Source organism: Lacticaseibacillus styriensis (assembly GCF_030770295.1).
Lineage (GTDB): Bacteria > Bacillota > Bacilli > Lactobacillales > Lactobacillaceae > Lacticaseibacillus > Lacticaseibacillus casei.
The window spans coordinates 1,878,170-1,892,313 of record NZ_CP132483.1 but is presented as its reverse complement, the minus strand read 5'-3'; the positions used below and the strand labels follow the sequence as shown (position 1 = coordinate 1,892,313).

Here is a 14,144-nt window from a genome sequence, read left to right as displayed (position 1 = left end):
CTTGCCGATAATTCCAGCAAAGAGGTACTTTTTGATTTTTGACGGCTTATAGCCTACTTAACTTCGGTAAAGACCACACGTTTGCGCAGCTTTGGTGAATACTTCTTGAGTTGCAGACGATCAGGCGTGTTCCGCTTGTTCTTAGAAGTTAAATAGATACGTTCGCCGGTTTCATTGTTACCTAAGATGATATTGTTCCGCATCTTTCAGCACCTCGCTTTTTCATGATTTAACTTGTCAAGCATACAGGATTGACAGGGCAAAATCAAGGCTGAACCGTAAAGGCGGCAAGCGGCGTCACGCCATGGGTTTTGGCAATTTCAGCCACACCATCGGGATCAGCAGCCGTTAACCCAGGTAAATCAATAGCGTCACTTTCACCGGTATCGGCTTGCACAACTTGGAAAAGCGGTTCGGCCGGATAAACCAGCAGCTGAGTGGCCGTTTTGACATCCTGTGTGTCTTGGTGCAATAACGGTACATTTTGCAATGAACTTAGCAATGCCTGGTTGGCTTCGAGAAAATCGGTGAGTGTATCCCAGCTGTCAAGAATCGCAATTGGCGGTTCCAGCGGCGTTAAATAAGCAGCAAACCGGCGCAAATCATCTTCCCATTTGCGAACGGAACTTTCAGCAAACGTGGTCTGATCCAATTGCTGAACCAAGAGCTGCGGAACCGACTCGGTCTTGACCGAATCCGGCATCGCCGTAATCCGCGCGGTCAGATCGCTAATGCAGCGGTAAGCCTGTTTGACATCCGCCAAAAACTTTAAAATATCCGTACCGCCCGCGTCTTCATAAGCGGTTTGAAATTCATTACCAAGTATGCGGTTATTTGACATGGGAAAATCCTCCTTCAAACATGGTGAGCGTGAGGTGAGCGTGAGCCGGCGCGGTTAGAAGCTGGAGTGTAAGTGGCCTTGAAGCCTAAATGGCTGGGCTTTGGCCATTTAGGCTTCAAGGTCCTTACACGCAAGCTTCTGCGCCGGGGAGCGCGTTATGGTGAACGTAAACTGTCCTGCTTCTGCGCCACCGAACGCGTTATGGTGAGCGCGAGCCAGCGCGGTTACCGAGCGCGTAACCAAAACCCGGACAGTTTTGCTAAATCTCCGGCAATAAACAGCACTGCGGACGCGTTCTTGGCGCTACCATGTTTCAATAATGCGGCAGTCAATACAACCGGTCTTAAGCAATCGCTAAAACCATGATGCCTTGAGGCCGGTGTCTGTGCGCTACCTTTATCATAAGCCAAAGAAGCTGTAACGGCACGCTTTTCTGCTGATTTTACTTGTGGCGAACAACAGTCCAGCGCCAAATACCCAGGATCATGATGAGCAATGCTATTGCGATGCCAGCAATAACCCAGGGGAGTGTTAGATTGTTTGGCGACGCGGCAGGAGTTTGCGGCTGCGAGGTGATGGTATTGCTTGGCAGGTGGCCGTTGTACCGAAAGTTAACCTGCTTGCTCCAAGTATACGAACCGGATTTCGCTGTCCACTTTAAGGTATAAGATCCAGCCTGTAATTGCTTGCCACTTAGTGGAATGCTTTGTGTGAAGCGGGAATGCGGCGCAACCGCCAAGCCGGCGAAATGTGCGGTCAATACGGTCTTGTTCCCGCCTGTTGGGAATAACGTATAATCAGTCGCGATTTCGCCAAACTGATTGCTTGAAGGATTATAAATGTTGGCGTTCACCACCGGATAATGATTGGCAGTCCCAATACTGGCTTTTGTGAGTTCCAACATCGGCGGATTAGGGGTTTTCAAATCCTGTCGTAAAATCAGCGGGATGCCAATTGCAAATTGATCCGTGAATCGGACGCCGCTAGTTGATGACGTTGCCGCTGTGCCGCCTTTTTGCAAAACATAAAAGCCACCAGAAATAATGCCGATAAAATGCGTGGATGGGGACTGCAAATGGTAAGTGACCACCTGATTGCTTCCCGCGGCAATCGTAGCCGAGGCCGGTCCCCTAATCAGCGTATTCAGGCGAATGGCATTTTGATCTAACAACGGCCGACTCTGATCGAAGGCGATCATGCCACTATTGGTGGTGTAAGCAGGGTTTGCAGCGAGCGTATACGTTTGGGTTTCATTAGTTTGATTGGCGATCCGCAATTGTAAGTCTTCTTGCTGACCGGGTTGAACCTCCAAGTCAAAATAGCCAGTAACTGTCTGACGTTGATTAGCCGGTAAAATCGGCGTGACGGTGAATTTTGGCGCAACTGCGGCGTTGACGATGCGGAGTGGCCAGATAAAAGCCATGAATATAAAAAGTAACAAAATGTTACGTACAAGCTTTTTCATGTGTCCTCACCTTTTGTCTGTAATATGTAGGTGGCAACAGGTGCCACCGAGTGCGATCACATTTATCGCTGCCTGTCAGACGCGGGTGAGGTTTGCTAGTAAATCGAGCATCGCCTTGTCTGATTGTTATATTGAATTATTTTCAGATAACAACTTTATTTTACCGATAAGTAACATTCATCCAGCATAAAATGCTTGTGCATGGTTGCGCGATCGCATGAGCCACAATGAGCGGGGCTTGTCATCGCGTCACGAATACTCGATAATATGAAAAGATAAATAGTTTGCCGCCGAAGAAAATGCGGGCTTTAATTCAAATGGGAAGGACGTTCATCTCAATAAATGGAAAAAATTTTCCACTAAATGAGACAAGCGTCAGGGGGAGGAACCATGTTACAAGGACCACGGGTGACAGTTCGCCCTTTTGTACTGGCAGATACGGATGATTATTTTGCTTATGCCAGACTGAAACAGGTGACCATGGCCGCGGGGATGGCACCGCTAATGACGCGCGAGGCGGCGGCCAATCATGTTCAACGCTTCGCCCGCGAGCAGCAGGATCTGGCGTTAGTTTACCAAATGCATGTGATTGGCAACATTGGGGTCTATCCTCGCGCCTTATCGCCGGAAACAGGGGATGACATGACGCGTGAGATCGGGTATATCCTTAATCCGGATTTTTGGCATCAAGGACTTATGCGCGAGGGCCTGCAGCTTGTCATCGCTGATCAATTTGCTCATGGCATCAAGGCCATCTGGGCAGGCGTTTTTCCTGGCAATCAGGCGTCCATTCATTTATTAAAAAGATTAGGCTTTGTTTTCCAGTTTGAGGTGCCATTACCACGAGGGTTAACCGAGCACCAGCCGCGCGATGAACAATACTTTCGACTTTTGCCGAAACAGTTTGAAAAATGAGGATTTTCTTTAATCAGTTTTTGAAAGCCGGGTGAATTCAACGCGGTTTTTTTCTTTTGTGTAGGCATCGGATTGAAAAATGCTATAATGAAAAACGAGTAATAGTCTGGAGGTTTCAAAATGACTGTGCAAACAGAGTACCAGCAGGCCTATAAGAAGCGGCTTGCAGCAATCGAAGCCGATCCGCAGTTCACCGTGTTGTCAAGCATGAATCAGCCACAGGATCCGGCGCAAAAGAAAGTGAGCCAATATATTGTGTTCACTGACTTTAAATCCGACGAACAAAAGCAAAAAACGAACTCGATTTACGTCTACACACCATTTGAAAATGTTGACAAGTATGGCCATTCGAAAGCGGATTATCAAGCACAGCTCCTGTTTGAAACCAATCGCTGGGATAATGTGATGCACATCACCGTCTTGGAGACACTGGGTTCTGAAAGTCGGCTGGCTTTTTACGATTTTGAGAATCTGGGTTTGGCACAGCTGGCGTTAAAAGCATTTCTTAACCTGGCAATGAAAGCCGACATCGGTTTAGTCGACGGCACGATCAGTTCGTTTGACAAAGTTAACTTAGCTAAGTTACGACACATTTTCACGAAATTCGGTTTTAATATGAAAATGACAGACCCCAAGACCGGCATCGGCAAAATCAGTCGTTCCATGCAGTCTTGAAAGCAGTCGTTATTTGGAAGTTGTATGATTGAGTTGGCATCGCCTATTGTGGCGGTGCTTTTTTGATGAGCGTGAACCGGCACGGTAAGAAGTCGGAGCATAAGTGGCCTCGAGCCAAAATGGCTGGTCTTTGGCCATTTTGGCTCGAGGCCCTTATGTGCAGGCTTCCGCGCCGTTGAGCGCGTTATAGAAACCAGAGTTTGGCCGTTAATTGCCCTAAAAGAGAACACCTGTAAGCAAACAAATAATCTGACCCGTCCCCCGCGGCACTTTGTGAGCAGTTTTTAAGCAAAGTTTATGCCGTTTCGTTTAAAATCAAGATGATGCTAAAAAACATCAGCTAAGTGACTCCCGACCGACTCGACCAATTTTATAATTGGTACAGATTGATGAAAAATATGTAACAGAACATTTCTGTTTAGTCAGTGTTTTTCAAAAAAACTGGGCTTGAAACGGAACACAAAAAGCGTATTATGAAACACATCAATAATTTAGGAAGTGGCGAAATGGCAGAAGAGAAGCGCTATGGCGCAGATTTAATTGTCGAAAGTTTGGCAAATCACGGGATTGATTATGTTTTCGGTATCCCCGGCGCCAAAATCGATCGGGTTTTTGAAACCTTGGAGCATCCCAAATCAGAAAAGAGTCCGCAATTAATCGTGGCCCGGCATGAACAGAACGCTGCGTTCATGGCTGCTGGGATCGGGCGTTTGACTGGCAAACCCGGCGTTGTCCTGACAACTTCCGGACCAGGTGCTTCAAACCTGGCAACTGGCCTAGTGACCGCAACCGCTGAAGGGGATCCGGTTTTGGCTTTGTCTGGTCAGGTAAAGCGGGCGGATCTGTTGCGTAGTTCCCACCAAAGCATGCGTAATGCCGATCTCTTTGCGCCGATTACCAAATATGCCGCTGAAGTGCAGGATCCGGACAATGTTAGTGAAATCATTGCCAATGCTTATCAAGCCGCGGAATCCGGCAAGCAAGGGGCAAGCTTCGTGTCGATTCCTCAAGACGTCACTGATTCACCGGTGAATTCGGAACCGATTAAGCCGCTGGTGGCGCCAAAGTTAGGGCCGGCGAGTCCTAGTGATATGACTTACCTGGCGCATGCCATTAAAGAGGCGTCGCTGCCTGTTTTGCTTTTGGGAATGCGTGCGTCATCAAGCGACGTAACCGAAGAAATTCGCGAGTTGTTGTCAGTTACCGAGTTGCCGGTTGTTGAAACCTTCCAAGGTGCAGGTATTATCTCTCACCGCCAAATCGACAATTTCTTTGGCCGGGTGGGTTTGTTCCGCAACCAACCGGGGGATATGTTATTGCAACACAGCGATCTTGTCATTGCGATCGGCTATGATCCGGTTGAATATGAACCACGTAACTGGAACGCGGATGGCAAGTCGCGCATCATTGTCATTGACGATGTGCCAGCGGAAATCGATCACAACTTCCAGCCAGAAACAGAGCTGATTGGTGATATTTCCCAGACGCTCGATATTTTAGTCCCGTTACTGCGGGGTTATCAGGTTGCGCCTGAAAGCAAGCAGTATCTCACAGAGTTACAGGCCAAATTACAGGAAAGTGATGTTCCGCCAGCCCTCTCAGATCAAAAAGTCTTACACCCGCTCAGTATTGTAGCCGCATTGCAAAAACGTGTGACTGACGACATGACAGTTGCTGTGGACGTCGGCAGTCACTATATCTGGATGGCCCGCCATTTTCGGAGTTACGAACCGCGCCACTTGCTGTTTTCCAATGGGATGCAGACGTTAGGGGTTGCTTTACCTTGGGCGATTGCGGCGACTTTGGTACGTCCGGGCAAAAAAGCAGTTTCAGTGTCAGGCGATGGCGGTTTTCTTTTCTCTGGCCAAGAGCTAGAAACAGCCGTTCGTTTGAAGGCTGATTTGGTTCACATTATTTGGAACGATGGCCATTATGATATGGTAAAATTCCAAGAAGAGATGAAATATGGTCGGGCAGCAGGTGTCGACTTTGGTCCGGTTGATTTTGTGAAGTATGCAGAAGCTTTTGGTGCCAAGGGTCTGCGGGTCAATAAACCGAGTGAACTTGGCAAGGTGCTTGATGAAGCGTTTGCGACTAAAGGGCCAGTGCTGGTTGACATTCCGGTCGATTATTCCGACAATGCGGAACTCGGCGCGGCAATGCTGCCTGACCAGATTTATTAATCGTTGGCGGCAGGTTGATTCTGGGCGGCTGCAGGCCCAACCCTGCGCAAAAGGAGGGACTTCTTTTTGGAAACGGATCGATTGTATCAACATGGGACACTGGCAATGTTAGTGCCTGGTTTGTTTGCCGGAACGCAGACAATTGAAGCGTTGTTGCAACATGGTGACACTGGTATTGGCACGTTGACCGGCCTTGATGGCGAGTTGATTATTCAAGCCGGCAAAGTTTATCAGGTTAACGCACAAGGTACCGTTCGCGAAGTTGCAGCGGATGAGAAAGTGCCGTTTGCGAATGTTCATTATCAAGCCGATGTTTCGGCCGGGAAGCTTCAGGGGTTGGATCTGACCGGATTTCAGAAAGCGGTTCTTGATCGGTTACAAACGAGCAATCTTTTTGCGGCAGTTCGGGTCGAAGGTACCTTCACGCAAATGCACACGCGCGCTGTGTTGCCGCAACAGCCTCCTTATCCGACGTTGACAGAGACGGCTTCAGGCCAAAAAGAATTCCATGCCGATAACGTCAAAGGCACGCTGATCGGTTACTTTTCACCGGATCTTTATGCCGGTGCGGTATCGCCGGGTTTCCATTTGCACTTTTTGTCGGCTGATCATCACATGGGCGGGCACATTCTCGGATTTGAGCTCGACAGTGGCGAATTATTTTTACAAAAGTTTAGCGACTTTCAGTTACACTTGCCAACCGATGACGAACCGTTCTTAAGGCAGCACTTTGACACGGCTAGTTTAGTCGATGACATCCGCAAAGCTGAAAATTGAGTTAAAACCGGGTGAGAGCCGGTTGCCGTTAGAAACAAGACATGATAACGTGAACCATAATCAAGATTAGAGGTCGCACCGATCATCAGTCGCAACTGCAATGGCCTGAACGCCAGATGCGCAGTTGTTAAAGGGAAAGGTGCCGAAATGCCGGCTTAGTTCAGTAAGGCGGTGTTGGGCCAGTGGATAACATCTGCTGGACTGTCGCGACTATCGCGGGGCGCTAACAAATCGGATCACGTTTATTCATGACGAGAAGTAGAATAAGCCGATGGGTTAGTTACTGACACCCACCGGTTTTTTTTAGTGCTTAAACGCCCTGTAACTGTAACAAACCCAACGTTTAACATCTCAACCCATTCAGCAAAGGAGTACATTTGTGGCACAGTCAGCAACGAATCAGGTAAAACGAGAACTCAAAACCCGGCATCTTTCAATGATTGCCCTCGGCGGCAGTATTGGCACCGGACTTTTTGTCGCCAGCGGCAGCGCGATTGCAACTGCCGGACCGGGCGGCGCAATCGCAGCTTATATTGGTATCGGGTTAATGGTGTTCTTTCTGATGACTAGTTTAGGCGAAATGGCCACCTATGTGCCGGTATCCGGTTCCTTTTCAGAGTACGCCAGCCGGTTTGTTGATCCGGCGTTTGGTTTTGCCTTAGGTTGGAACTACTGGTTTAACTGGGCGATCACCGTTGCCGTCGATGTTTCAACAACGGCCATTGTGATGCACTTCTGGTTGCCAGATGTGCCGGGCTGGCTGTTTTCGCTGGGCTTTTTGGCGCTCATTTTTACGATTAACATTATTTCCGTTAAGTCGTTTGGCGAAACCGAATACTGGCTGTCATTAATCAAAGTGATCACCGTCCTGGTTTTTCTGGTCGTAGGTTTGTTAACCATTCTGGGAATCATGGGCGGGCACGGTCCCATCGGCTTTAAAAATTATACGACCGGCGCGGCGCCGTTTGTTGGTGGGCTGCCGGCAACATTAGCGGTTTTCGTGGTCGCAGGGTTTTCTTTTCAAGGCACCGAGCTAATCGGGATTACCGCGGGCGAAAGTGCTACCCCGGAAACCAGCATTCCCAAGGCGATTAAGCAGGTGTTTTGGCGGATCTTATTGTTCTATATTTTGTCTATCGCTGTCATTGCCGCCATCATTCCTTATACCAGTCCGAACCTGTTAGGCGCCAGTGTTGATCAAGTGGCAATTTCGCCGTTTACGCTGGTTTTTGATCGAATTGGCCTCGCCGGAGCGGCCAGCGTGATGAACGCCGTGATTCTGACATCGGTTTTATCGTCTGCCAATTCCGGCATGTATGCTTCAACCCGAATGTTGTGGGCCATGGGCGGATCCGGGTTTGCGCCACGCGTTTTTCAAAAAACGAATACACGCGGCATTCCGATTGCAGCCTTACTACTGACGACGCTGGTCGGGGGTTTGACATTTTTAACCAGCATCATGGGACCCCATGTTTACCAACTGTTGGTCGCCGCATCCGGTCTGACCGGATTCCTGGCGTGGCTTGGGATTGCGGTGTCGCATTTTCGCTTCCGCCGTGCGTTTGTGAAGCAAGGGCATGATGTTCATGAGTTAAAATATCATGCAAAATGGTTCCCGGTTGGTCCGATTTTGGCGATTATCATGAGCTTAATTGTGATTGTGGGTCAGGATCTGCAAGCGGTGCAACATTTTGCCTGGGGACGCCTACTGATTTCCTACATGTCGATTCCACTGTTTATCGTTTTATTTGTCTGGTACAAGGTGAAGCATAAGACCAAACTGATTCCGCTAGAAAAAGTCGATCTTTCACCGCACCGCGAGCATCAGGCAAACAAGTAAGCGTGAGTAACGGGTTACCCGATTGGCTTTCTGGCTGCAACGTTTCTCGCGATAGTTATGAATTCTCTCCAAACTAAAACAGCTCTAAAACGCAAATTGCTGCGTTTTAGAGCCGTTTTTTGATGGTTAACTGTCAAAATTTATTCGAACGACGGGAGCCTACGAAGGGGGATCGACATTTTGGGCTGATAACGAGGCGTCGGTTTTCTTTAGGTACAAGCGGCGAATCAACAAATACAGTTGGAAGATGGCGTCATCGCTGTCTTCGGCTGTCCAACTAATGATGTGCCCGTGAAAACCGGCAGGCGCAGCGGCTTTGATGGCCTGCTCATTATCGACGCTGGTAATGACGAGGTCTGCTGTTTTAAAAACGGCACGTTCTGGCAATAAGTGAACCATTGGTAGATCGGATAGGAAGTTGACGAGGCGCCGGTTCAGCAAATTATGATCAAGATAGGCCAATCTGACCCGAACGGTAGGCGTCTCGGCGAAGTAGCGCAGATAAGGTGTCAACAAATAGTAAAGTGTCCGTAAGAATAGATGCTGCTGACCAAGAAAATGCTGATATGCAGGCGTATCAGGCAGGGTGGCAATAAATTCCTCGAGTCCTTGATAAAGATTGGTTTTGGTGTAATTCAACGCGCGGGGATTGAAAAAGTCGACTAAATGCATGAAGTCGCCACCCAAAATTTCGTTGTTCAAGGCGATTCGGGTTAAATTGAGGATTAAGCCTTGTTCATGCTGAAGGTCAAAGACGGTGTGATGCCGAATATGATCACCTAAGAAGGCCAAAAGTCGTTTCACGAAATCCGCCGTAATCGTTTTTTGCTTAAGAACATAATGAATAAAGTCTTGATCGGCCGGTGTATCAGGCAAAAAGGTAATCGTGCGATGTTGCTGAAAATAGAAAAAGTCATTTTCACCCTTCATGAATTGCTGATTAAACGCCGGGAACATTTCTCGCGTATAAACGGCATGCTGGAAGGGCGGATAATCGTTGAAAATCCGGTCAAACGGCTCGTTGCCGGTAACAAAATGGTTGCCACTGATCCGCACCCGACAGATTGCCCAAAAGAGGATCTCTTCAAGAATATCGACCGGATTGGTTTTGGCATTGGGCAAGGCCATGTATTCTTTGACAATTTGCTGCTCATCCAAAACTTTAAATGGCCAGTCCACGCCATGATAGCCCAGCCAGTAAAAATCAAACAGAAACAGCCGGATTCGGCTTTCTTCGCCGATAAAGCATAAGTCACTAAAAGACAGCTTAATTTGGAATCGTTCGAGCAATGCGCGCAAGGCGACGGTTTTCCGCACCAACGTCGAGCGACTAATGAAATGGGCGCGACAAAATTGCTCGGTAGAAGGATGATTTGCCTGAACAATGTAGTCGACAAATTGAAACGCGATCGCATGTTTTAGCAAATAAAGGTGATAATCATCAACCGTCACGTCAATTTCCATGAGAAGGTTGATTTGTTTACGTTTAAGATTTTCCGGGTGGGCAGTTAATTCAGTTAGATCGCGGAAGAGTTCCTGCAAGATGTTGTAACCTTGCTGATAAGAAAGGTCTAGGTGCCGACTGAGGGTATTAATGGTGTAAGTTTGGACATTACTATCCTTGATAGCTGAAAACATTTGGTACTTTTGTAAATCAGCGCGGTCAAGAAAGGTTTGTTCGTAAAGCATCGTGATCCCCCAATCTGAAGACAGTTTAGTTCGCTTCAATATCAATTATAACAAAGAATGAAAAGTATGACGTTTTATTAGTGAACTATTGAACTTTAAACATGCGTAAAACCATCTGTTAAGATAGGAAACTGCTATAAAAATGGTATAGACAAGCTTTGTGCCGAGCTTGAAACCTGACGCTGTATGTTCGATGAAGTATAATCATGGGAAATGGGGTAAATTATCTGAAGTAGGGAGATTTTATGAAAGACAATCATGATATTTTTTTGTCAATGTCTGACGCTGAGAAACTGGGGTTGTTTCGTACCATTATCGAGGTACGGGAAGCGCAGACACCAGTTACGGCAAAATTAGCGGCTTATCGTGGTCATCGGCCCTTGGTAAGTGAGGTTAATCTCAAACAGATAGCAGCGCTTACGAACCGCAATTATGGCAGCGTCTATAATACTTATAACGGCCTGATCAGTTCACTACAGGCAATGCTCGGCCGTCACCACAGTTCGGTGAAAACTTTATTTGCGGTACCACCCGATGAATTTCGCTATCATCTCGTCGCACAATCACATCCATACAAATTTTTAGACGCTGTCTTATATCAACGTTATGAGAATCTTGACGATTTTTTGAAAGCGTGCGATAGCTCTAAAGCTACGGTTTTGCGCCATCTAAAAGCGATTCGAGGCTATGCGCGGCAAAGCGGGGTGCAGTTCTCGTATGAAACACTATCATTTACCGGCCCGGAATTAAACATCCGGCTGTTTATGACAATTGCTTATTGGCTGGCAACCAATGGCGTGGCGTGGCCTTTTGAAAATTTAACGCACCAGCAAGCTGGCCAGATTCTAGATGGCTTACTGGTCGTTTTCGATGGCGGCAAGGTCAATACCATCACGCGTGAGTTACTAATGTATTATGTGGCGATTTCCCATCAGCGCATTTTAAGCGGCCACATTTTGGTGCACGATGCGCAATCGGAGGTGCTGCATTACCCAGTTCCCAATTTGTTCAGCGACGCGGCCTCGCGACTACTGGATAAATCAAAACAATTTGAGCATTTGACCACCCAGCAGCAGCAGAGCGAAAGTGACGCGCTTTATTTTCTATTTAATTTTGCACCGCTATATATTATCACGGATGAGCAAGTTGAAAAGCGGATGATCGAGCGCTACAACAACTATAATCCCGAGATTTATCAACTGATCAGTGGATTTTTCGAGCATTTTCCATACAGCTTCAAGCGTGATATTCACCTACCTGATGATACTTACCGTTTGCTATTCGTCAATATGCTAAGTGTGACGGTGAGTGTGCTGGCGTTTAATAAGGATTTTACGACCAGTTTGTTAGCCGAGTTCAGTTCAAACATTCAGCAAACCAAGGATGATCCGGCATTTTACCAACAGGTTAAGGTCACGCTTGACGAAGTGATTGGGCGCAAGAAGCTGTCATCGTTTCGAAATTGCCGAGAAGTTTTGACCGAGGCATTTTATCGCAGCCTGCATCAACTTGTAGTTCAATTTCAGCCACGCAAAAAAGTGTTGGTTGCTCCGATTATCGAACAAACAATGACTGGATATATCGATCTCTTGGCGTTTTTGCATGCAGTCCCGTTCGTTGAGTTAGCGTCGCCTGATGCTAATCTCAAGGATGTTGATCTGGTCATCACGACTTCGGTAGGGCTCATTCAAGACAATGTCGGTAAGACGCAGATTTTCCCGTGGCACATCAATGTCACCAATGACCACTACGGCCAGCTTTATAGTTTGCTACGTGAACTTTGGGATGAAAAGATGCTCAAAGAAGCCCGGTTTATCTACTAGAACGCGATGCAATCCGTTCAATTAACTGGAGTAGGGTACGTCTTCATCCTAAAAATCCGAAAATTTCTTGTATCCTATGTCGAGATGCGGTATTTTAGCAATGTATAGTTAACACGTCTGAAGCGCCTAAGTGGATGTTTTAGAGAGTCAGCGGTTGGTGCAAGCTGACAATCATCCTTATTCCAGCGCATGAGTGGGCAGTGATGAGCTGCACGGAAGCCGACCGTTATCGGCTAAGAGGGTGGCGTTCTACGCCAAACTTGGGTGGTACCGCGGAAAGAAGCCTTTCGTCCCATTGGAGATGAAGGGCTTTTTGTGTTGAGCGCGAACCGGCGCGGTTAGAAACCGGAGTGTAAGTGGCCTCGGTCGTGATGGCTTGTCCTTGGCCTTTACGACCGAGGTCCTTACATGCAGGCTTCTGCGCCGGCAAACGCGGCAAGGCAAACTTTGACGTGTCAGATACATCAAAATGATGAGGGAGGAAAAGTATGTTAGATCTGAAATTGATTCGGCAAAAGCCTGAATGGGCGAAGAAAAAATTAGCCGCCCGGGCGATTAAGGGTGAAGAAATCGACGAGCTACTGGCTCTAGATGAAAAACGCAGAAAAGTGACAGTGCAAACCGAGGAACTAAAAGCTCAGCGTAATGAAGTTTCCGGGAAGATTGCCGTCATGAAGCGCAACAAAGAAAATGCGGATGACCAAATTGCAGCGATGCGTGAAGTCGGCCAGAAGATCAGTGCTTTAGACAAAGAACTGGCGACACTTAATGAAAAAGTGACTTATATTCTTGTGCGTTTACCGAATTTTCCGGCAGATGACGTGCCAATGTCGCTTAATGAAGATGACTCCCGGGAAGAATACAAATGGGGTAAGATCCCAAGTTTTGACTTTAAGCCGAAGCATCACTGGGATATCGGGGAGAGTCTGGGTATTTTGGACTTTGAACGAGCCGCAAAAGTTTCAGGCAGCCGTTTTGTTTACTATAAAGGGGCAGGAGCCCGTTTAGAACGTGCCGTTTACAATTTCTTTTTAGATGAACATCAAAAAGAAGGCTACGAGGAAATCATCCCTCCTTACTTGGTTAACAATGACTCCATGTTTGGGACTGGCCAGTTTCCTAAGTTTACCGATGCTACTTACACCATTACAAATGACGGCGAGCCATTAACCATGATTCCGACAGCCGAAGTGCCATTGGTGAACTATTATCGTGGTGACATTATTGATGCTGATAAACTGCCAATTAATTTTACGGCTTTAACGCCAGCGTTTCGTTCCGAAGCCGGAAGTGCCGGCCGCGACACCCGCGGCCTGATCCGCATGCACCAATTTAATAAAGTTGAAATGGTGAAGTTTTGTAAACCGGAAGATTCATGGAAAGAATTAGCCAATCTGATTCATGACGCCGAGGATCTGTTGCGTAAACTCGGATTGCCTTACCATGTCATCACGTTAGCCAGCAACGACGCCAGCTTTACCAGTGCAAAGACGAATGACCTTGAAGTCTGGTTGCCAGCGCAAGACCGATACCGAGAAATCTCGAGCTGCAGCAATTGCACAGACTTTCAAGCGCGCCGTGCGCAGATCCGTTATCGCGACGACGAAGGCAAGTTGCAGTTTGTCCACACACTCAACGGTTCAGGACTGGCAGTTGGCCGAACGGTAGCAGCCATTCTTGAAAATTACCAACAAGAAGACGGCACCGTTAAGATTCCGGATGTCTTAGTTCCTTACATGCATGGCCAAACTGTCATCAAACAAGAAGACTAATTGAAAAAATGCATGTTTATGCAGCGAATTGTTAATAATTCGCTGCATTTTTGATTGAATGTTCGGCCTTCAATTTCTTAGTAAAACCTCATTTAAAAAGTATTGACGGCGTTCAACAAAGTTGCTATCATATTCTTCGTTGTCAAATTGATAGCACATCAGGA

General features: G+C 47.3%; 11 protein-coding genes and 1 riboswitch. Of the genes, 7 read left to right on the top strand and 4 right to left on the bottom strand.

What is annotated here, in order from left to right; genetic code table 11:
• Positions 1–53: 53 nt before the first annotated feature.
• The 3 genes from rpmG to LACSTY_RS09025 form a co-directional block, all read right to left on the bottom strand.
• Positions 54–203: a 50S ribosomal protein L33 gene (gene rpmG / locus LACSTY_RS09035; protein ID WP_003566154.1), complete on the bottom strand. Its 150-nt coding sequence runs from the start codon at positions 201–203 to the stop codon at positions 54–56.
• Positions 204–265: 62 nt separating this feature from the next.
• The gene (locus LACSTY_RS09030) at positions 266–841 is read right to left on the bottom strand and encodes a hypothetical protein (protein WP_087912390.1); all 576 of its coding nucleotides are present in this window, start codon (positions 839–841) and stop codon (positions 266–268) included.
• Between the two features lie 442 nt (positions 842–1,283).
• Positions 1,284–2,306, bottom strand: a complete 1,023-nt coding sequence (locus tag LACSTY_RS09025) for a DUF916 domain-containing protein (protein ID WP_087912389.1) — start codon at positions 2,304–2,306, stop codon at positions 1,284–1,286.
• A gap of 390 nt (positions 2,307–2,696) precedes the next feature.
• On the opposite strand from LACSTY_RS09025, the gene LACSTY_RS09020 reads away from it, so the two are divergent.
• From LACSTY_RS09020 to LACSTY_RS09000, 5 genes are all read left to right on the top strand, one after another.
• Positions 2,697–3,221: a GNAT family N-acetyltransferase gene (locus tag LACSTY_RS09020; RefSeq protein ID WP_087912388.1), complete on the top strand. Its 525-nt coding sequence runs from the start codon at positions 2,697–2,699 to the stop codon at positions 3,219–3,221.
• Positions 3,222–3,341: 120 nt separating this feature from the next.
• Positions 3,342–3,896: a hypothetical protein gene (locus LACSTY_RS09015; RefSeq protein ID WP_010491332.1), complete on the top strand. Its 555-nt coding sequence runs from the start codon at positions 3,342–3,344 to the stop codon at positions 3,894–3,896.
• Positions 3,897–4,402: 506 nt separating this feature from the next.
• On the top strand, positions 4,403–6,079 hold the full coding sequence (alsS, locus tag LACSTY_RS09010; protein ID WP_049172611.1) for an acetolactate synthase AlsS: 1,677 nt from the start codon (positions 4,403–4,405) through the stop codon (positions 6,077–6,079).
• 66 nt (positions 6,080–6,145) lie between these two features.
• Complete coding sequence (gene budA, locus LACSTY_RS09005; protein ID WP_087912387.1) at positions 6,146–6,856, top strand: acetolactate decarboxylase; 711 nt, start codon at positions 6,146–6,148, stop codon at positions 6,854–6,856.
• A gap of 59 nt (positions 6,857–6,915) precedes the next feature.
• Positions 6,916–7,090: riboswitch (Lysine riboswitch) on the top strand.
• A 145-nt stretch (positions 7,091–7,235) separates the two neighbouring features.
• Positions 7,236–8,696, top strand: a complete 1,461-nt coding sequence (locus tag LACSTY_RS09000; protein ID WP_087912386.1) for an amino acid permease — start codon at positions 7,236–7,238, stop codon at positions 8,694–8,696.
• Positions 8,697–8,855: 159 nt separating this feature from the next.
• Here LACSTY_RS09000 and LACSTY_RS08995 read toward each other — a convergent pair whose 3' ends face one another.
• Positions 8,856–10,385, bottom strand: a complete 1,530-nt coding sequence (locus tag LACSTY_RS08995) for a helix-turn-helix domain-containing protein (RefSeq protein ID WP_087912385.1) — start codon at positions 10,383–10,385, stop codon at positions 8,856–8,858.
• A 245-nt stretch (positions 10,386–10,630) separates the two neighbouring features.
• Between LACSTY_RS08995 and LACSTY_RS08990 the strand changes: the two genes are divergently transcribed.
• Both LACSTY_RS08990 and serS read left to right on the top strand, forming a co-directional pair.
• The gene (locus LACSTY_RS08990) at positions 10,631–12,208 is read left to right on the top strand and encodes a helix-turn-helix domain-containing protein (protein WP_010491314.1); all 1,578 of its coding nucleotides are present in this window, start codon (positions 10,631–10,633) and stop codon (positions 12,206–12,208) included.
• Positions 12,209–12,696: 488 nt separating this feature from the next.
• The gene (gene serS / locus LACSTY_RS08985) at positions 12,697–13,980 is read left to right on the top strand and encodes a serine--tRNA ligase (protein WP_087912384.1); all 1,284 of its coding nucleotides are present in this window, start codon (positions 12,697–12,699) and stop codon (positions 13,978–13,980) included.
• Positions 13,981–14,144: the final 164 nt, after the last annotated feature.